General features: G+C 68.0%; 18 protein-coding genes and 1 pseudogene. 8 read left to right on the top strand and 11 right to left on the bottom strand.

All coding sequences use genetic code 11. The features are described from left to right. Positions 1-87: 87 nt before the first annotated feature. A complete protein-coding gene (locus tag ASF08_RS07190) occupies positions 88-2,877 on the bottom strand; it encodes a [protein-PII] uridylyltransferase (protein ID WP_056143149.1) in 2,790 nt (929 codons plus the stop codon). Between the two features lie 182 nt (positions 2,878-3,059). Between ASF08_RS07190 and ASF08_RS07185 the strand changes: the two genes are divergently transcribed. The 4 genes from ASF08_RS07185 to ASF08_RS07170 all read left to right on the top strand — a co-directional run bounded on the left by ASF08_RS07185 (position 3,060) and on the right by ASF08_RS07170 (position 6,280). Beyond that, positions 3,060-4,034 (top strand): aliphatic sulfonate ABC transporter substrate-binding protein, encoded by a 975-nt coding sequence (locus ASF08_RS07185; RefSeq protein WP_147832616.1) that lies wholly within the window; start codon positions 3,060-3,062, stop codon positions 4,032-4,034. 3 nt (positions 4,035-4,037) lie between these two features. Further along, the gene (locus tag ASF08_RS07180) at positions 4,038-4,868 is read left to right on the top strand and encodes an ABC transporter permease (protein ID WP_056143146.1); all 831 of its coding nucleotides are present in this window, start codon (positions 4,038-4,040) and stop codon (positions 4,866-4,868) included. Between the two features lie 37 nt (positions 4,869-4,905). Continuing rightward, positions 4,906-5,679: an ABC transporter ATP-binding protein gene (locus tag ASF08_RS07175; protein ID WP_056143142.1), complete on the top strand. Its 774-nt coding sequence runs from the start codon at positions 4,906-4,908 to the stop codon at positions 5,677-5,679. A gap of 91 nt (positions 5,680-5,770) precedes the next feature. Then, positions 5,771-6,280, top strand: a complete 510-nt coding sequence (locus ASF08_RS07170) for an OsmC family protein (protein WP_056143139.1) — start codon at positions 5,771-5,773, stop codon at positions 6,278-6,280. 69 nt (positions 6,281-6,349) lie between these two features. On the opposite strand, the gene ASF08_RS07165 is transcribed toward ASF08_RS07170, so the two are convergent. The 4 genes from ASF08_RS07165 to ASF08_RS07150 all read right to left on the bottom strand — a co-directional run bounded on the left by ASF08_RS07165 (position 6,350) and on the right by ASF08_RS07150 (position 9,777). Further along, positions 6,350-7,843, bottom strand: coding sequence for a hypothetical protein (locus ASF08_RS07165; protein ID WP_056143136.1), 1,494 nt, complete (start codon positions 7,841-7,843; stop codon positions 6,350-6,352). Further along, positions 7,840-8,265, bottom strand: a complete 426-nt coding sequence (locus tag ASF08_RS07160; protein WP_244474475.1) for a GtrA family protein — start codon at positions 8,263-8,265, stop codon at positions 7,840-7,842. The genes ASF08_RS07165 and ASF08_RS07160 overlap by 4 nt, the downstream gene beginning before the upstream one ends. A 123-nt stretch (positions 8,266-8,388) precedes the next feature. Further along, entirely contained in the window at positions 8,389-9,339 is a 951-nt protein-coding gene (gshB, locus tag ASF08_RS07155; protein WP_056143130.1) for a glutathione synthase, read from the bottom strand. Between the two features lie 147 nt (positions 9,340-9,486). Next, on the bottom strand, positions 9,487-9,777 hold the full coding sequence (locus tag ASF08_RS07150) for a hypothetical protein (protein WP_018045813.1): 291 nt from the start codon (positions 9,775-9,777) through the stop codon (positions 9,487-9,489). Positions 9,778-10,280: 503 nt separating this feature from the next. Here ASF08_RS07150 and ASF08_RS07145 point away from each other — a divergent pair. Both ASF08_RS07145 and ASF08_RS07140 read left to right on the top strand, forming a co-directional pair. Further along, positions 10,281-10,532, top strand: coding sequence for a hypothetical protein (locus ASF08_RS07145; RefSeq protein ID WP_056143127.1), 252 nt, complete (start codon positions 10,281-10,283; stop codon positions 10,530-10,532). Between the two features lie 60 nt (positions 10,533-10,592). Beyond that, positions 10,593-11,399, top strand: coding sequence for a hypothetical protein (locus ASF08_RS07140; RefSeq protein WP_443136805.1), 807 nt, complete (start codon positions 10,593-10,595; stop codon positions 11,397-11,399). Positions 11,400-11,436: 37 nt separating this feature from the next. Here the strand turns inward: ASF08_RS07140 and ASF08_RS07135 are convergent, their stop codons facing one another. The 3 genes from ASF08_RS07135 to ASF08_RS07125 all read right to left on the bottom strand — a co-directional run bounded on the left by ASF08_RS07135 (position 11,437) and on the right by ASF08_RS07125 (position 14,983). Continuing rightward, a complete protein-coding gene (locus ASF08_RS07135; protein ID WP_026176270.1) occupies positions 11,437-12,039 on the bottom strand; it encodes a DUF1254 domain-containing protein in 603 nt (200 codons plus the stop codon). Then, on the bottom strand, positions 12,036-12,683 hold the full coding sequence (locus tag ASF08_RS07130) for a DUF1214 domain-containing protein (protein ID WP_156629499.1): 648 nt from the start codon (positions 12,681-12,683) through the stop codon (positions 12,036-12,038). Before ASF08_RS07130 ends, ASF08_RS07135 begins: the two co-directional genes overlap by 4 nt. A 74-nt stretch (positions 12,684-12,757) precedes the next feature. Further along, a complete protein-coding gene (locus tag ASF08_RS07125) occupies positions 12,758-14,983 on the bottom strand; it encodes a transglycosylase domain-containing protein (protein WP_056143122.1) in 2,226 nt (741 codons plus the stop codon). Positions 14,984-15,295: 312 nt separating this feature from the next. Here ASF08_RS07125 and ASF08_RS07120 point away from each other — a divergent pair, with 312 nt between their 5' ends. After that, positions 15,296-15,817: a YcgN family cysteine cluster protein gene (locus ASF08_RS07120; protein WP_056143119.1), complete on the top strand. Its 522-nt coding sequence runs from the start codon at positions 15,296-15,298 to the stop codon at positions 15,815-15,817. 16 nt (positions 15,818-15,833) lie between these two features. Here ASF08_RS07120 and ASF08_RS07115 read toward each other — a convergent pair whose 3' ends face one another. The 3 genes from ASF08_RS07115 to ASF08_RS07105 all read right to left on the bottom strand — a co-directional run bounded on the left by ASF08_RS07115 (position 15,834) and on the right by ASF08_RS07105 (position 17,561). Further along, a complete protein-coding gene (locus ASF08_RS07115; RefSeq protein WP_056143117.1) occupies positions 15,834-16,610 on the bottom strand; it encodes a creatininase family protein in 777 nt (258 codons plus the stop codon). An 89-nt stretch (positions 16,611-16,699) separates the two neighbouring features. Further along, complete coding sequence (locus tag ASF08_RS07110; protein ID WP_056143114.1) at positions 16,700-17,137, bottom strand: CsbD family protein; 438 nt, start codon at positions 17,135-17,137, stop codon at positions 16,700-16,702. A 211-nt stretch (positions 17,138-17,348) separates the two neighbouring features. Further along, a complete protein-coding gene (locus ASF08_RS07105) occupies positions 17,349-17,561 on the bottom strand; it encodes a CsbD family protein (RefSeq protein ID WP_018045822.1) in 213 nt (70 codons plus the stop codon). A 328-nt stretch (positions 17,562-17,889) separates the two neighbouring features. Here ASF08_RS07105 and ASF08_RS25695 point away from each other — a divergent pair. Beyond that, positions 17,890-18,068 (top strand): annotated as a pseudogene (locus ASF08_RS25695) (oxalate/formate MFS antiporter); the annotation flags it as partial.

Here is an 18,068-nt window from a genome sequence, read left to right as displayed (position 1 = left end):
GACGCGCGCGGGATGAAATCAAGCCGAGCGCCGTCCCGCCCCTCTTCTCCGCCTCAGCCCCCCGCGAGATTCAGGTCTGCAGGGGGCTCAGGCTTCCCGCGGAGGCGGGGACTCCACCAGTGCTTCCAGCCCCTCCGCCCTCAAAGCGGCAACGTCGCTGGCGAAGATCTCCATCACCGCGTTGCGGATCGCGGCCTGCCGGTCGGGCTGGGTGACGCGGGTCCCGGTGAGGTCGGTGACGTAGAAGACGTCCACCGCCCGCTCGCCGAAGGTCGCCACATGGGCCGACGTGATGTTGAGGCTCAGGCGTCCGAGGGCGGTGGTCAGCTCGTAGAGCAGGCCCGGCCGGTCGAGGCCGGTGATCTCCACCACGGTCTCCCGGCTCGACAGGGCGTTGTCGATCGCCATGTCCGGAGGGATCAGGAAGGTGTTGGAGCGGTTGCTCGGCGGGTGCCGGTCCGCCACGAGATCGGCGATGCGGATCTCGCCCCTCAGCGCCCGCTCGATCGCCGTGGTGATGCGCTTGGCGCGGCGCAGTTCGTCGTCGTCCCGCTCGAAGGCGCGGGAGATGAAGATCGAGTCGAGGGCGAAGCCGTCGGTGGTGGTGAAGATCTGTGCGTCGACGATGTTGCCGCCGAGCGCCGCGCAGGCCCCGGTGACGATGGCGAGAAGGCGCGGGTGATCGGGCGAGTAGATCGTGATCTCTGTCACGCCCCGGGTCGGATCGGTCTCGTAGACGGTGGCGACGGTGCGCCCGTCTTCCATGACACCGCGCACGAACCCCGCATTCTTGAACTGGCGGACGGCGTCGACCTTCAGCCAGTAAGCCTGGTTGTGCCGGGCGGAATAGGCGTCGAAGAAGGCCGGATCCCAATCCGCCAGCTGCTCGCGCAGTCCCATCTGGATGAGGCGGACCCGATCGGTCCGGGCGATCTCGGAATGACCGCCCGACAGGAGCACCTCGGTCTCGTCGTAGAGGGTCCGCAGCAGCGTCCCCTTCCAGGCGGTCCACACGCCCGGTCCCACCGCCTTGATGTCCGCGACGGTGAGGATCATCAGGAGCTTCAGCCGCTCCATGGTCTGCACCACGGAGGCGAATTTCTGGATCGTCTTGGGGTCGGAGAGATCGCGGCTCTGGGCCGTCATCGACATCAGCAGGTGGTGCTCCACCAGCCAGGCCACGATCTCGGTCTCGGTCTGGGTGAGGCCGAAGCGCGGGCCGATCTTCTCGGCGATGGCCGCGCCGGCGATGGAATGGTCTTCCGGGCGCCCCTTGGCGATGTCGTGCAGGAGCACCGCGACGTAGAGGGCGCGCCGGTGGCTGATCGTGTCGATGAGCCGCGTGGCGATGGGGTGGTCCTCGGAGACCGTGCCGGAATCGATGGCCGCCAGGACGCCGACGGACCGCAGCAGATGCTCGTCCACCGTATAATGGTGGTACATGTTGAACTGCATCAGCGCGACGATACGGCCGAAATCGGGGATGAACCGGCCGAGCACGCCGACCTCGTTCATCAGCCGCAGGATCGTCTCCGGTGAGTTCTTCGACGTCAGCACGTCGAGGAAGAGCCCATTGGCTTCCTTGTCCGAGCGCAGGGAATGCCCGATGAGCCGGAGCGAACGGGTGGCGGCCCGCGTCGCATCCGGATGGATCGGCAGGTTGTGGCGGTCGGCGAGCCAGAACAGGCGGATCAGGTTCACGGGATCCCGCGAGAAGGCATCCGCCGTGCGCAGGTTGATCCGGCCGTGATCGTCGATGAAATCCTCCGCCTCGATGGCGGTGGCGCGGAAGCGATCGCGGAAGCGGCCGATCCAGCGGTCGAGGACCGGGGTGCGCTTGGCGTGGCGGGCCTCGAGGGCGGCGCAGACGATGGCGGTGAGATCGCCCACTTCCTTGGCGATCAGGAAATACGCCTTCATGAAGCGCTCGACGCCCGACAGGCCGCCGCGCGGCTCGTAGCCGAAGCGCTCGGCGATCCTCGGCTGCAGGCCGAAGGACAGGCGCTCCTCGGACCGGCCGGTGACGAAATGCATGTGGCAGCGGACGCGCCAGAGCAGCTCCTCGCAGCGCTCGAACACCCGGTACTCCTCCGGCGTGAACAGGCCGGCGGGGACGAGTTCGCTCTGGTCGCGGACGCGGTAGGTATATTTCGCGATCCAGAACAGGGTGTTGAGGTCGCGCAGGCCGCCCTTCCCGTCCTTGACGTTGGGCTCGACGAGGTAGCGCGAGGCGCCCGCCTTCGTGACGCGGGTGTCACGCTCGCGCAGCTTGGCCTCGACGAATTCCGGCGCCGTCCACATGACGAGCTCGGTGTCAAACCGGGTCACCAGCTCCTCGTACAGCGCCCTCGCGCCGAAGAGGTAGCGCGCCTCGAGGAGCGAGGTGCGGATCGTCATGTCGGCCCGCCCCTCGCGCAGGCACTCCTCCACCGAGCGCGTGGCATGGCCGACCTTCAGCTTGAGGTCCCACAGCACGTAGAGCATCGCCTCGACGACGCTCTCGGACCAGGCGGTCTGCTTGTAAGGCAGCAGGAACAGGAGATCGATGTCCGACCCCGGCGCCATCGTCCCGCGACCGTAGCCGCCGGTGGCCACCACGGCGAGCTGTTCGCCGGTGGAGGGATTGTCGTTGGGGTAGAGCCGCCACACCACCGCATCGTGGATCGTGCGGATCACCGCATCGGTGAGGTTGCTGATCCGCTGGGCGCAGGCGGTGCCGTCGCGCTCCTCCATCAACCGGGCTTCGGCATCGGCATGGCCGAGCTCGATGATGCGCCGAAGCTCCGGAACGAGAAGCGCGCGCAGCTGCGTCGCCTCGCGCACGTCGCGGTCGAGAGTGGTGAGGACCGTCTTGAGGGCGTCGGCGGCGTCGAACATGCGCAAACCCGTTATCATGTTCCCGGAGGGACACCAGAGACAACGCTAGGCAGCTGCGTAGATGTGATAGGCAATCCGTAGGATATCGTTCTCTCTGCCGGAAAATTCGTTTGACGAAACGAACGGTCCTGGCTACCTCGGATGCCCCGCGTCACTGCCGGGACCATGGAGACGATTGACCGATGACTCTGTCCCGTCGCGCCATCCTGAGTGTCATCTGCGGCGCCGCGTCGCTTCTGCTGATGCCGCGCCCCGGTGAGGCGGCGGAGGTCAAGGAGATCCGCCTCGATTGGGCGACCTACAACCCGGTGAGCCTGATCCTGAAGGAGAAGGGCTTCCTAGAAGAGGCCCTGAAGGAAAAGGGCATCACGGTCCGCTGGACCCAGTCCCTCGGCTCCAACAAGGCGCTGGAATTCCTCAATGGCGGCGCCATCGATTTCGGGTCCTCGGCCGGGGCCGCGGCCCTGCTCGCCCGGATCAACGGCAACCCGATCAAGGCGGTCTACGTCTTCTCGCGACCGGAATGGACGGCGCTGGTCACCCGCAAGGACAGCGGCATCACCAAGCCCGCCGATCTCAAGGGCAAGCGCATCGCGGTGACCCGCGGCACCGACCCGCACATCTTCCTCATCCGTGCGCTCCAGGGCGCCGGCCTGACCGAAAAAGACGCCAAGCTCGTCCTGCTCCAGCATGCCGACGGGCGTACCGCCCTCGACCGGGGCGATGTCGATGCCTGGGCCGGCCTCGACCCGATGATGGCGGCCTCCGAGATCGAGAGCGACGACGTGCTGTTCTACCGGGACGCCGCCGCCAACACCTGGGGCGTCCTCGACGTGCGCGAGGATTTCGCCAAGGCCAACCCGGACCTCGTCCGCACCGTGATCGCCGCCTACGAGACCGCCCGGACCTATGCGATCAAGAATCCCGACGCCCTGAAGAGCGCGCTCGTGGCGGTGACGAAGCTGCCCGAACCGGTGATCGCCCGGCAGATCGAGCGCACCGACCTGACCCAGCCCGCCATCGGCAAGGCTCAGGCCGAATCGATCGCCGCCGCCGGCATCGCCCTGCAGCAGGCGGGGGTGATCCCCGCCGGTACCGACGTGAAGGCGGCGGTGGACGGGCTGATCGATCCGCAATTCGCGCCTGCCGCCCGCTGATCCGTGGCCGGACCCGAAGCGGACGACACGAAGGCGGCACCGAAGCCTCGGCGAGAGACGGTATGGGACCAGGGCGGCCGCGTCGCCCTCGGCCTAATCCTGCCCCTCGCCCTGGTGATCGGCTGGGAATCCGCCGTCCATACCGGCCTCGCCCAGGGGCGGCTGATGCCCCCGCCGAGCCGGATCGCGGTGACCCTCTACGATCTCGCCGCATCCGGCGACCTCTGGATGCACGTTCAGGCGACGCTGGTGCGCGTCGCCCTCGGCTTCGCCTTCGGCGCGGTGGCCGGCATCGCGGCGGGCGCCCTCACCGGGGCGCTTCCCACCGCCCGCCATATCCTCGATCCGACGCTCCAGGCGTTGCGCGCCGTGCCGTCCCTGGCCTGGGTTCCGCTGTTCATCCTCTGGCTCGGCATCCTCGAGACGCCGAAGGTGGCGCTGATCGCGGTAGGGGTGTTCTTCCCGGTCTATATCGGGGTAGCGGGGGCCATCGCCTCCGTCGACCGCAAGCTGATCGAGGTGGGCCGCATCTTCCGGCTCTCGACCCTGCAGCTCGCACGGCGCATCCTGCTCCCCGCCGTGCTTCCGGCGACCCTCACTGCGCTCCGCACAGGCCTCGGCCTCGGCTTCCTGTTCGTGGTCGCCGCCGAGCTGATGGGAGCCTCCGAAGGGCTCGGCTACCTCCTCATCGACGGGCAGCAATTCAGTAAGGCCGACCAGATCCTTGCCGCGATCATCGCCTTCGCCATCCTCGGCAAGCTCGCCGATACCGTTCTCGTCGCCGTGACCCGGCCTCTCACGCGCTGGCAGGACACGGCGCGGGAGACGTTGTAGGTCCCCTCACCGGTTCGAAGAAGGCTGGCGCCCCGCGATGCTCACCCTCGATAGCCTGTCCAAGACCTATTCCGACGGCACGCGGGCGCTGGAGCGCATCGACCTCGCCGTGCCGCAGGGCGAGATCGTGGCGCTCATCGGCGGATCGGGCTGTGGCAAGACCACCTTGCTACGGCTCGTCGCCGGGCTCGACCGGGCGAGCGAGGGCAGCATCGCCCTCGACGGGGAGACGATCGCAGCGCCGCATCCAGGAGTCGGCCTCGTCTTCCAGGAGCCCCGCCTGCTGCCCTGGCTCGATGTCGCCGAAAATGTGGGCTTCGGACTGAGCCATCTCCCCAAGGCCGAGCGCAGGGCTCGCGTCGCCCATGCCCTGGAGATGGTCGGGCTCGGCGAACATGCCCGCCGCTGGCCGAGGGAACTCTCGGGCGGGCAGCAGCAGCGCGTGTCCATCGCCCGTGCCTTCGTGGCGAACCCGCGCGTGCTCCTCCTCGACGAGCCGTTCTCGGCGCTGGACGCCTTCACCCGAAAGGACCTGCACGGCCATCTCCTCGCCCTCTGGCAGGAGACGAAGCCGACGATCCTCATCGTCACCCACGATGTGGGAGAGGCGGTGGCGCTGGCCGACCGGGCGGTGGTGATGCGCCCCAAGCCCGGCCGCCTGGACGATGCCATCCCCCTGGCGCTGGCCCGCCCGCGCGATCCGGCCTCGCCGCATAGCGAGGCCGCCACCCGGCGCATCCTCGCCGCCCTGGACCGCTCGCTGAAGCCGGCCCAGGCGGCGGCGCCCACCGAGGCGGCGCAATGGTGGTGAGGGCTTCTCTGGCGTCTGCCTCCATCCCAGGTTAGATGCCCAAGCAAACAAAAAGATCACAATCGCACCAAGACGATCGAGGACACACCCGATGGACGCCACCACCCTGCGCTCGCTCCAGGCCCCGCTGAAAGACCAGTACCGCAGCGCGCCGGAATCCGCCGTCATCACGCTGAAAGCCAAGGGCACGCTGGACGACAGCTCCATCGCCTGTAAGGTCGAGACCGGCCGGGCGCTCGCCGTCGCCGGACTTCACCCGGCCACCGGCGGGTCGGGGCTCGAACTCTGCTCGGGCGACATGCTGCTCGAGGCGCTGGTCGCCTGCGCCGGGGTCACGATCAAAGCGGTGGCGACCGCCCTCGAGATCGAGCTGCGCGCCGGAACTGTCAGCGCCGAGGGCGACCTCGACTTCCGCGGCACGCTGGGCGTCGACAAGGAAGCCCCGGTGGGCTTTCGCGCGATTCGCCTGAACTTCGCCCTCGACACCGATGCGCCGCAGGAGAAGCTCGACCAGCTCTTGAAGCTGACCGAGCGCTATTGCGTCGTGTTCCAGACCCTGAACCACAAGCCGGAACTGGCGGTCCGCGCCTCGAAGGGCTGAAGCGACGAGGCCGCTCCGTCCGAAGCGGATCCCGGCCGGCATTCGCTTCGGCCGGGGACATACGGGCTGTTACCGCGCGGCGGGCGCGTCGCCGGCCTGATGATACACCGCAGCGGTCTCGTCCTCATGGAGGAGGCGCCAGCCCTCCAGGCGGCGCAGCTGATCGGCGCTTCGCCCCTCCCGCCGCACGAGCGCCCAGGTGACGCGGTAACGCGCCAGCAGGGCGGCGAAGCGGTCGGGCTCCGATGCGGCGAGCGCCCGGTCGAGGCCGTTCATGAAGCCGCCGAGGAAGAGCTGATCGCTGCGCCCGTCGATGAAGGTCGGCACGCCGGAGCGGATCAGGAAACCGCCGAAATCGTAGTCGTTGTAGACCGGGCCGGTGAGGCGCAGTGCGCGCGCCGCGTCGAGTGCGGCCTGTGGCGTCATCGCTTCGCTGGGGCGCGGCGAGACCAGGGCCGCCATCGTGATCGCCGCGACGGTACAGGCCAGGATAATGAGGCCGAGCCCCCGTGAGGCGGCGATGGTCGGAGCGCCACGCAGGGCAGGGAATCGCGCCATGGCAGGCCCCGCCACGAGGATCGGCGCTGCCAGGACGAACAGATCCGCGAAGCGCGCGTGGCGGATCATCATCACCCCGAGGAGCGTGACCACGCCGAGCCGGAACAGGGTTTTTCGGGGGGCTGTCAGCAGCACCACGATACTGCCGATGAACATCGCAACGGCAACGACGCCCGCGCCGTTCAGTCCGAGGGGTTGCCATTCGTCGATGAAGGGCAGGGATTCGCCACTGTTGAACAGGCCGAGATTCACGAGAAACGGCACGTAGCCATAGGGCGTCAGGCAGGATGCGACCGTGGCGAGGGCGAGGAAGCGTGCCCATCGCAAAGCCCTGCCGATCCATTCGGAGCGGGAGCCGGAGAGCACGCCCTCGCCTGCGAGGATACCGGCGATGACGAGGCCGATCGGGTAGCTTCCGTGTAGATTGGCCCAGGCCACCATCACCGGGATGAGCCAGAACGACGGCGCCCTCCCCCGCTCCAGTGCCGCCACGAGGCCCGTCATCCAGACGAGGAGGACCGGCACCGTGAGGATGTGCGGGCGTGCGAGCAGGTGCGGCGCGAGGACCACGAACACGGCCGTGATCGCCAACAGCGCCGCGGTGGCGGAAACACGGCATTGCAGCCACAGGTGCAGGCCGGCCAGCGAGCCGGCAACGACCAGGATGGTGAGCATGCAGACGCCCCACCAGCCGGCGACCGCATAGGCCCCATAAAACAGCACCTGCGAGGCCCATTCCTTTGCGATCCAGGGCGATCCGGCAAAGGTGTGGGAGAACAGGTCCGTCCAGGGCACGGTGCGATGTGCGACGATCCAGCGGCCGATGGCCATGTGCCACTGGCTGTCGGGATCGTTGAGCAACTGACCGGCGCGGATGGACAGCGTGAGGACCACGACCAGGAACACGAGGATCGACGAGGCTCCCCACGCCCCCGGCACGAACGGTCGCGACGCCCCGCCGGGGGACTGCCTCGAGACCGGGATGGAGGCCGGATCGGATCTCATCCCGTATGCCCTACCGGCTGTCGAGGATCCTGTGGCATCTCGGAAAAGATGTGCCGGCTCAGGATCACGTAATTCCCAGCGGGAATCCCGGTGCAGACGGCGAGGATCGAGAGCCAGGAAGGCCCCTCGAAGATCCCGCCGACGATGGCGGGGATCGCTGCGGCCGCGCCGTAGCCGGCCATCGTCAGAAGGGAAAACCGCAACGCCGCGCGAGGCGCCGGCCGTCTGTCGCCGAAGGTCAGCCAGCGATGACCGGCATAGGACCAGAGCGAGGCGAGGGCGTAGGAAAGGGGCGAGGCCAGGGGAAGCGGAAGCCCGACCACCGTCGTCCCCACTAGGCTCAGGCAGGCATAGAGCAGGGTCGCGATGCCGCCGACCAGGAACATCCGGGCGAGCCGTATGGGCAGGGCGCGACCACTCACCGGCAGGTTCCGGAGAACCAGCCGGAAGAATGGCTTTGCGTGATGGGGTGCATCGACCGGGCCGGAGGGTTTGAAACCGGCCCCGAGCGTTAGGCTGCCGCGCTTAAAGGCGGCTTAATCCCGTCAAACCGAGGCGGAGAGCCGCCCTTCGATCGCATCCCAGACCGAGACCGCGAGATCCGGTCCACCGAGCCGCTTGATCGCGCGGATACCCGTGGGAGAGGTGACGTTGATCTCGGTGAGGTTGCCGTCGATCACGTCGATACCGACGAGGATGAGGCCGCGCCGGCGAAGCTCCGGCCCGATCGTGGCGCAGATGTCCCGCTCGCGCTCGGTGAAATCGGAGGCGGCGGCCGCCCCGCCGCGCACCATGTTGGAGCGGATGTCGTTGAGCGCCGGGACACGGTTGATGGCGCCCAGAGGCTCACCGTCCACCAAGATGATGCGCTTGTCGCCCTCGGTGATCTTCGGCAGGAAGCGCTGAACTACCCAGGGCTCGCGGAACGTCACCGAGAACAGGTCGAACATCGAACCGAAATTGGCGTCCTCCGGCAACACCCGGAACACCGCCGCGCCGCCATGCCCGTGCAGGGGCTTCATGACGATGGCGCCGTGCTCGGCGCGGAACGCCTCGATCTCCGCCTTGTCGCGGGTGATCAGGGTCGGCGGCATCAGCTGCGGGAAATCGAGGACGAACAGCTTCTCGGGCGCATTGCGCACCTCGGCCGGGTTGTTCACCACCAGGGTCCGAGGATGGATCCGCTCCAGCATGTGGGTCGCGGTGATGTAGGCCATATCAAAGGGCGGGTCCTGGCGCATCAGGACCACATCCACATCGGCGAGATCGACACGCTGCATGGCCCCGAGGGTCGCGTGGGCGCCCTCCACGTCCTGGACCCGGAGGGGCTCGACCCGCGCCGTCACCACCTGACCCTGCATGGAGAGCCGGTCCGGCGTATAGAACAGGAGATCGTGTCCCCGCGCCTGCGCTTCCAAGAGCAGAGCGAAGGTGGTGTCACCGGCGATCCTGATCGCCTGGATCGGGTCCATCTGAACCGCGACGGTCAGGGCCATGGCGCACGAGCCTCATTCACGATCGAGCATGGTCGAAGGTCGGGGGAGCCGCCCCCCGGTCTTCCACCGGAGTCGCAGGCCTATTCGATGGCCTGGCTTCCGTCGACAGGCTTCTTGCCGGGAGATGTCGGAGACCGGGCCTGACCCTTACCGGGACTTGCCACCGCTGCGACGGTCGTAATCGCCGATGGCGTTGCGGCATTCGGCCGACAGGCGGGGACGGTTGCGCTCCATGCACTTTTCGGCCTCGTTGCTGTTGGGATCGACGCCGGCACAGAGGCGGAAATAATCGTTGGCGCAGCCGAGTTGCAGGCCCTGGTCTTCGCGCTGGGCCTGGGCCGGGCCGGCGGCCAGAAGCAGAAGGGCGAAGGGTGCAGCCTTCAGGGCCAGGGACCGGCCCTTCGAGGGGCTGGAGGATCGTGTGGTCGCCACGCGCATTCTGCGTTGTCCTTCGCTCGGATCTGAGTGTGGCGGCATATCGGGCGCAGCCATGGCTTAGCAAGCGCGCGGGACACCGTCCCGGTTCCGGCTGGATATGAGCGGAACCATGGGCGTGGCGCCCCGGTCACAGTTTTTCGAGATCCCTCGACAAAAAGGCCCCGCTCATTTCGGAGCGGGGCCGAGTGCAAGGGAGGAAACGCCCGCCATGGGCAGTAAAATTCAAAGCAAGTTGCAAGCCAGAGCAGATTCCGCGGCTTCAGTTCCGACAGTCGTCGCGGCTGCGGCGATATTGCCACGGAGGTTCGGTCCCTGCCGCCGCCGCCTGGCGCTCTCCCGCGATTCGATGGAGAGCGGAAACTTTTCATTAACCACCTCGTGATGCTCTCCGCTCTGCATCACGATCGATTGAGAATTCGACGGGATCCGCCCCGGGAGAGTTCGAGGGGACGTTTCCGACGGGTTCGGGTGGTGCGTATCGAGGATCGATGGGATCGCCAGCGATGACGCCTGACCGCAAGTCCCAGAGTGCCAAAACACACCCCGGTGAGCCATCGGTCGGTCTGGGAGACCGTTCGCTACCGCTGCCGACGGCCAGCGTCGTGGCGTTCCGCCAGGGCTCCGGCCGCCGGTTCCGCCGGGACCACGAGAACGACAGAGCCACGCGCGGCGAGATCCTGCTTTTCACCGGCGTCCGCTACGAGCGCATGCCCGAACCGGCGATATCCGCTCCCCGGCAGCGCCGGCACTCCTGACACCCCACGCCTCCGGTCACCGTGAGGCCCGAGCAGGCACCGTCAACCCGAGGAAGTGCGATGCCGGCGTCCCACCCCGTCCCCCCCACCGGGCGCTTGATCAAGACCGCATCCGCTGCCGCGATGCTGCTGATGGGCGGCTGCGCCCAGAAAGGCGATTTCGGCCGCCCGGCCCCGAGCGCCTGGAACAGCCTCGTGGCGACCACCGGCACCTTGGCCGCGCAATACCGCAACGAGCCGGCCTCGGATTTTTCCCTCACCGACGACGAGCGCACCCTGCGCGACCGGGCCTGGCGCTTCCTGATGCCGGCGGCCGAGAGCGAGACCTTCACCGACGCCCTGGCCAACCTCACCCGCACCCGCGTGCTGCCGCCGAGCTGGCGCGAGGACGACGTCACCAGCTATCATGCCGCCCTGGTCGCGGAACCCTTTCGCTCGCCCGTCTCGCGCTATCGCCGACTGGCGGACGACATCACGGCGGATGCGCGCCTGATCCCGCTCTTCGTGGCCACGGCGGCGCGGGTGGCGAATGCCGATACCCTGCGCCTGCGCAGCCTGCCCTTCGTGAAGAGCCTCGACGACGAGAGCATCCGGCAGGCCGCCATGCGGGTGGCCGAGAACCGCTGCCTCGTGGCCTGGGTCCGGCTGGAGACGGGGGTTCGCGCGGAGCGTTACCGCTACGCCCTGCAGCATCTCCTCGTGGAGGTCCCCTCGGTCGAGGCCGTATCGGTCGAGCGCAGTCTCGCCGGTCTCGACGGGCGCCGGGTGATACTCGACCCGCTGCTCCCGGCGGCGGCCGAAGCGCGGTGCGGATTGGTGGAGGCACCCGCCCCCCAGGCCGCCCGACCCATCGTCGCGAAATACTGAGACGGGCCGCCCGCCCGGACAGGGCGTCGGTCGGCCGTCAGCCGCCGGATTTCGCGGCGTCCTCGGTGGGACTGTCGATGGTGCAGGAGACGGCCTGGACCGCCTCGTTCGCCGCCTGCCGCTGGCTCGGAAGGGCCGCGACCACGCGCACCACCACGAAACCCTCCCGTTCTGTGGCGACGATGCGCACGTCGCGGCTCACGTCGTTCTCGTCCTCGTTGGCCAGGGCCTCGTCGTATTGGGCGCGGGTGAGGATCACGAGGTCCAGGGCGCCGCGAACCGCCGCCTGGTCGGTGACGGCGTAGAAGGCTCCCCGCCGCCCATGGACGGCCAGGGACAGCATCAGCGCGCCGGTCCGGGCGGAGACCCGCATCGGGCCATCGGCGAGGTTGTAGGCGCAGATACCCACCGCGACCGAGGGATCGGGGATCGGCAGCCACGCCTCGGTGGGGGCCGGGTTGATGCCGGTGGAGAGCGTATAGACCGGCATCGCGTGGTCCAGGGCCTCGCTGGTGCGCGCCTTCGTCAGGGCGTCGGATTCCGACAGGCTCGGGATCGCGAGCACCACGGCGATATGGACCAGCCCCGCCAGGACGAGGCCGGCGAGGGTCGCGAGAAGGAAACGGCCGGTCGGGTTCATTCCGCGCATTCCGTGCGGGAGATCGTGGGAACCGCAGACCGCTCCACCGTGCCGGCGCTGGCCGCCACCGGCGTGTCGTAGAGACGGAGCGCGAGCCGCACCGGCCCGGCGGCGCGCGGCATGGGCAGCCAGTTGCCGGGCTGGACGTCCGAAGCGAGCACGATGGAGAAGCGCCCGTCGACGTCGCGCAGAACCTCCGTGGAGGTGAAGCCCTCGCGCAGCACAGGCCGTTCGGAGTCACGCTTGCCGCGCCCGGCGACGGTGATGGTCCAGGCCCTGGCGGGAGGCGTCGCGCCGGCGATCCGGTAGGTGCAGGCGGCATTGAGGGCGCGGCCCTCGTCGTCCTGGGAGGCGGTGAGAAGCAGCCCCTCTCCCACCGCCAGGGGAATCTCACCGCGCCGGGCATTCACCGCGCGGGCATAGGGGTCGGCGCCGAGGGAGCCCGTGCGCGGCCACGCGATCCAGCTCCCCACCGAAACGCCACCGAACGGATAGCCGCCCCGCGTGGCGTAATCCGCCGTCGCCAACCCCAAGCCCGCGCCGAGGGCGAGGGTGTAGAAGACGAGCCCGACGCGCGAGGTCCGACTCAGGACGGCGCGAAAGACCCGGCTTCCCCGGCCGGCGACGCCCGCGATGCCGGGCATCGCGCCGGACCGGGCAGGGTGATCTGTGGTGCTCATGCGGCGGCTGACATCCTGGGGCCGTGTGGACACCGTCGCTACGGAATGCCGATGCGGCCGACCGGGCGGGCGCCATCGACGACGGCGCCCGTGGTCTCCCCAGCGGCGGCGCGGGCGCCGGCGGGCGTCCCCGCCTCCACGGTGCGGAACAGGCCGTTCATGCTGCCGATGACCTCGAACGAGCGCCGCGAGAGCTTGCCGGCCGCGCTGGCGGCCGCGTTGGGCGGCGAGGACGACCCCGCCTGCGCCATCGGACGGGTGTTCTCCTTGAGGCCCGGCATCGCCTTCAACTCGATGCCCTGGTGGGCCGTCTCCATCACGTCGTGCCAGGCCATGGCGGGAAGCGAACCGCCGGTCATCTTGTTGGTGGAGGTGGAATCGTCGTTTCCGAACCAGACGGCGCCCACGTAATTGCCGGTATAGGCCACGAACCAGGCGTCCTTGTAGGCGTTGGTCGTCCCGGATTTACCCGCGACCTTGATGCCGTCGAGCTGCGCGCGACGGCCGGTCCCCTCCTCCACCACCTTGTTCAACATGAAGTTCATGTCGGCCACAACCTGGGGCGAGAGGATCTGCTCGGGCTTCTCGTCGGCATGGCGGTAGATCACTTCGCCCGAGGAGTTCTTCACCTCCATGGCCGCATAGGGCTTGGCTTTGCGGCCGCCATTGGCGAACACCGCATAGGCTGCCGCCTGATCGATGACGTTCACCTCCGCCGAGCCTATGGGAAGCGAAACGGAATCGGTGAGCGGGGTGGTGATGCCCATGCGATGGGCCATGTCGATGATCTTGGCGCGCCCGGCCTTGGCGGCGGGGAAGTCGCCCTTGATGCCGATGGCCTTGCCCAACGCGACCGAGATCTGGATCGGGATCGTATTGATGGATTTCGCCACCGCCACGGTGAGGTTGGTGGCGCCGGAGAACGAGCGGCCGTAATTCTGCGGGCACCAGTTCCCGAGGCAGATCGGCCGGTCCACCACCCGGGTGTCGGGCCGGTAGAGGCCGGCGGCGAGGCCCGCCGCATAGACGTAGGGTTTGAACGAGGAGCCCGGCTGGCGCAGGGAATCGGTGGCCCGGTTGAACTGGCTCTCGCCGTAATCGGCCCCGCCGACCATGGCGCGCAGCGCCCCGTCCGGATCGAGGATGACCATGGCGGCCTCGTCCACGTCGTACTGGTCGCCGTACTGGCGCAGGATGTTCTCCACCGCCTGGTCGGCACGTTTCTGGATACCGATATCGAGGGGGGTCTTCACGATCAGCACGCGGTCGCCGCGCAGTTTGCCGGCATCCGCCATGCCCTTGATCTCGCCGAAGGCCCAGTCGAGGTAGTAATCGGCGGTGATGTCGCGGGTGCGGGTCACCGGCGTCGCCGGGTTGCGCAATGCCGTCTGGATCTGGCCTTCGGTGACGAAGCCGGCTTCCACCATGTTGTGCAGCACGTCCACGGCGCGGGCGCGGGCCGCCGGCAGGTTCACATGCGGCGCGTATTTCGTCGGTGCCTTGAACAGGCCGGCCAGCATCGCGGCTTCGGCGAGGCTCACGTCCTTCAGCGGCTTGCCGAAATAGTAATCGGCCGCCGCGACCGCACCGAAGGTGCCGCCGCCCATATAGGCACGGTCGAGATAGAGCTTGAGAATCTCGTTCTTGCTGAGATGGCTCTCGAGCCACAGCGCCAGGAACGCCTCGTTGATCTTGCGCTCCAGGGAGCGTTCGTTGGTGAGGAACAGGTTCTTGGCGAGCTGCTGGGTGATGGAGGAGCCGCCCTGCGTGTTGCCGCCGCCGCGCGAGTTCGACACGAGTGCGCGCGCCGTGCCGATCGGGTCGATGCCCCAATGCTCGTAGAAGCGCCGGTCCTCGGTGGAGACCAGCGCCTTGATCATGCTGTCGGGAAAGTCGTCGAGTTTCAGCGAGTCGTCGTGCTTGATCCCGCGCCGCCCCACCTCGACGCCGTAGCGGTCGAGGAAGGTGACGGCGAGATCCTGCTGCTTCAGCCAATTCTCGCTGGTGAGGTTGAAGGCGGGCTGCGCGAGGGCCAGCATCAGCACGGCGCCGCCGGTGCCGAGCGTCACCCCCTCGCTGGTGAGGTCGAGGGCGACGCGCTTCCAGCCGCGCACCGAGAAGACCTGCATACGCTGCTGGAAACGCTCGTAGATCTCGGCAGTGGAGCGGCCGCTGTCGTACAGGCTCGCATTCACCCAGGCGTCGAAGCCGAGGGCGGCGCGTTTCAGGCGCGTCAGGAGCGAGGTGGCTTTGGGCAGGCGCACGACGTGATCTCTGTCCCTCAACGCACGGCCGGCACCGCTCACCGATGCCGCAGGTCAAGCACTACCAAGCTCCGCGCGTCTTCGCGAGGCCCGGCAAAGCACATCGTCCGCCCTTCCGCGGGGGCGGCACGGCCGGCTTCCCATCATAATGCGTCGGAAAGCGAAAACGTCGCGACGTCGGCGAGAATAACCCTTCGTCAACCTTGATCCGGGAATGGGGCACGGAGGTGGCGCGGCTTGCCGATCACGCCCACATGCGTCAAGGAGCCTGCGCGCTCCGCCCTCCCGTTCCGAACCCCGAAGGTGCTCCCGATGAGGGACCGCACATCCCCCCTCCTTGCCCCGGACGCGGTGGCGCCCGAGCCATCGAAGCCGTTCTGGCGGGAGAAGACCCTCGACGAGATGTCGTCGTCCGAGTGGGAGAGCCTGTGCGACGGCTGCGGCCGGTGCTGCCTGCTCAAGCTCGAGGATGACGATACCGGCGAGGTCTACCACACCGATGTCGGCTGCACCCTCCTCGACGGGCTCGCCTGCAACTGCCGCGATTACGTCAACCGCCAGAGACGGGTGCCCGATTGCGTCCGCCTGACGCCGGAGGCGGTCCGCACCATCCCCTGGCTGCCGCCGACCTGCGCCTATCGCCTCGTGCGCGACGGGCAGGATCTCTATCCGTGGCATCCCCTCGTCTCAGGCCGCCAGGCCAGCGTCCACGAAGCCGGCATCTCGGTGCGCGGCCGGATCTCGGGCAACGAAGAGGAGTTCACCACCGACGAACTCCTCGACCAGATCGTCACCTGGCCCGGCCGCACCCCGGAGACCGAGGACGAGGATTAGGCGCCGCGAAGGCGCCTCACGGATCGAGGCGGAAGCGGTCCACGTCGCGCAGAAGTTCGAGGAAGGCTCTCGCACCGTGGTCGAGGGCCGCGAGGCCGGCCTCGCGCGTGCCGAGCGTCGCGTTGCCGATGGCGCCCGAAGGGTGAAGGTCCTGCGACTTCCAGGCGAAGGCCGCCGGGCGGCCGGCGCGCAGATGGGTGAAGTCTCGCTCTATCGCCACCGTGCGGGGCTCGAAATCGGCGATGGCCGGACGGCGCACCGCATCGGGCTTCAGCGCCAGCATCAGCGCCGTCTCGACGGCGCCGGCATGGATGCCATGTCTGATTTCGTCGTCGGGAAAGAGGCCCGGCGGGTAGCCGAACCGGCTCCAGGCCGTGGTGACGGCGAGCATGCCGAGACTGCGCAGGTCGCTCGCCACGAGATCGATGAGCCCGCTATTGCCACCATGGGAGGTGACGATGACGAGCTTGCCGCATCCGGCGCGATGGAGGCTGTGGCCGATCTCGCCCCACGCCCGCAGGGCCGTCTCGGCCGTGAGGGTCAGCGTGCCGGGAAACGCATCGTGCTCGTCCGATTTGCCGATGCTCTGGACCGGCAGGACCAGGATGTCGAGGTCGCCCGCATCGAGTTCGGCCAGCCGGGCGAGATAGCCCTCAGCGATGGTGACGTCGGTGGACAGCGGCAGGTGCGGTCCATGCTGCTCCACCGCTGCCACGGGGAGAACCGCGATCGAGCGGTCCATGGCGGACGCGATCTCGCCGGTCGTGAGATCGAACCAGTTCCGCACCGCCATGGTCGTCGTGTCCCTCGCGGCCCCGCGCCGCCAGGGTGGTCTTCTAGGCCGAATGGGGCTCTACAAGAAGGGTGTCCGGATCTCGGAACTCAGCGCGAGGGGCGCAGCAGCCATCCCAGCCCGAAGGCCGCCGCCGCCACGAGGGCGAGCGTGACGGCCTTGTTCTCGTCCGCCCGAGCCGCCACGGCCCGGCCGTGCCGCACGGCTTCACCCCGGTAATGACGGCCGCGGCGCTGAGCTTCGTCAGCGAGCGCATACCCACGGTCGGCGATCGCTTGGCGACGCTGCTCTGCTTCGTCGGCCAGGGCATGGGCACGCGCGCTCGTCTCGTCGATGAAGCGCTCGCCATCGCGACGCAGGTCGTTCACCGTGTCGCGCGCTTCGCCATACGCGTATTGGGCCGCGCCGGCGGCCTGATCGTACGCGCCTTCGACCTGCTGACGCGCGCGGCCGGTCACCGCGCCGAGAGCCGTCTTGCCGCGACCCTGAAGGTTGCGGACGCTACCGTCGAAATGATCTCTGTTCATGGACACATCTCCTTTCGCGATCCGATGGACGGGCGTGAGCCCGATCCATCCTGCCGTCGCACCGATCCGGGTCTCGGCCCTGAACCATGGTCTAGGCCCCGGAATCGTTGTTCGGTCTTCGATCTTGTCTCGGCCGGACGTCGCCTGGACGTCGGTCCAACGGTGAGTGGACAGATACTCCCCTCTCCGGACTGGCCTTCGGGCCGGATCGTCAGATCTTCTTGACGGCGTCGGCTGCGCTCTGAGCCGCGCCCTTGATCCCGTCCTTGGCATCACCCACGGTCTTCTGGGCCTCGCCCTTGAGCTCCTGCGCCTTGCCTTCGGCCTGCAGTTTCTCGTTGCCCGTGACCGAGCCGACGCCCTGCTTGATGTTGCCGACGGCTTCGTTGGCGAGACCCTTGATCTTGTCGGTGGTGCTGCTCATCGAAATGATCCTCATGATCGCGTGGGAGGCCGGGACACGGCATGCGCCGGGCACCGCGAAGTCGAAAGCCGAACGATAACAATTGCTGAAATGTTCCGATCCGAGGCCGTGGAATTGTACGATTCCCGACCGATCCGGGTGAGGAACTCCGCATCGCAGCACTGGTGTGAAGTTAAAGGCCTCGGCAGCAAGAGTTTGAATTTTTTATACGCGTGATCCAAATTTTTTGTTTCGGCTTGCGGCGCCATTGCCAGCAAAGTTTCTTGAATTCAAAATATTCCCGGCTAGAACTCCGCAAACAACAGACGAGACACCGAGGAAGACGGTCATGACCGTTCGCGCCGCCACCCCACGTTCGGGCGGGACCGCCCAACCGACCCTGGGCACGGCGTCCGCACCGCCCTTCGGGCGCTGGGGTCAGCTGGTGATCGGCGTGATCTGCATGGTGATGATCGCCAACCTGCAATACGGCTGGACGTTCTTCGTCCCCGACATCCAGAAGAAGTT

The sequence above is a fragment of the Methylobacterium sp. Leaf85 genome (genome assembly GCF_001422125.1).
GTDB lineage: Bacteria > Pseudomonadota > Alphaproteobacteria > Rhizobiales > Beijerinckiaceae > Methylobacterium > Methylobacterium bullatum.
Note: the sequence above shows the minus strand (reverse complement) of the source record. Positions and strands in the feature narration are given on the sequence as shown.

Excerpts from the sequence above, each read along its gene's own strand:
- ASF08_RS07190 (WP_056143149.1), bottom strand. The coding sequence starts at position 2,877 with ATGTTCGACGCCGCCGACGCCCTCAAGACGGTCCTCACCACTCTCGAC.
- ASF08_RS07170 (WP_056143139.1), top strand. The coding sequence starts at position 5,771 with ATGGACGCCACCACCCTGCGCTCGCTCCAGGCCCCGCTGAAAGACCAG.
- ASF08_RS07175 (WP_056143142.1), top strand. The coding sequence starts at position 4,906 with ATGCTCACCCTCGATAGCCTGTCCAAGACCTATTCCGACGGCACGCGG.
- ASF08_RS07105 (WP_018045822.1), bottom strand. The coding sequence starts at position 17,561 with ATGAGCAGCACCACCGACAAGATCAAGGGTCTCGCCAACGAAGCCGTC.
- ASF08_RS07185 (WP_147832616.1), top strand. The coding sequence starts at position 3,060 with ATGACTCTGTCCCGTCGCGCCATCCTGAGTGTCATCTGCGGCGCCGCG.
- ASF08_RS07135 (WP_026176270.1), bottom strand. The coding sequence starts at position 12,039 with ATGAACCCGACCGGCCGTTTCCTTCTCGCGACCCTCGCCGGCCTCGTC.
- ASF08_RS07150 (WP_018045813.1), bottom strand. The coding sequence starts at position 9,777 with ATGCGCGTGGCGACCACACGATCCTCCAGCCCCTCGAAGGGCCGGTCC.
- gshB (WP_056143130.1), bottom strand. The coding sequence starts at position 9,339 with ATGGCCCTGACCGTCGCGGTTCAGATGGACCCGATCCAGGCGATCAGG.
- ASF08_RS07140 (WP_443136805.1), top strand. The coding sequence starts at position 10,593 with ATGCCGGCGTCCCACCCCGTCCCCCCCACCGGGCGCTTGATCAAGACC.
- ASF08_RS07120 (WP_056143119.1), top strand. The coding sequence starts at position 15,296 with ATGAGGGACCGCACATCCCCCCTCCTTGCCCCGGACGCGGTGGCGCCC.
- ASF08_RS07165 (WP_056143136.1), bottom strand. The coding sequence starts at position 7,843 with ATGAGATCCGATCCGGCCTCCATCCCGGTCTCGAGGCAGTCCCCCGGC.
- ASF08_RS07130 (WP_156629499.1), bottom strand. The coding sequence starts at position 12,683 with ATGCCCGGCATCGCGGGCGTCGCCGGCCGGGGAAGCCGGGTCTTTCGC.
- ASF08_RS07110 (WP_056143114.1), bottom strand. The coding sequence starts at position 17,137 with ATGAACAGAGATCATTTCGACGGTAGCGTCCGCAACCTTCAGGGTCGC.
- ASF08_RS07145 (WP_056143127.1), top strand. The coding sequence starts at position 10,281 with ATGACGCCTGACCGCAAGTCCCAGAGTGCCAAAACACACCCCGGTGAG.
- ASF08_RS07115 (WP_056143117.1), bottom strand. The coding sequence starts at position 16,610 with ATGGCGGTGCGGAACTGGTTCGATCTCACGACCGGCGAGATCGCGTCC.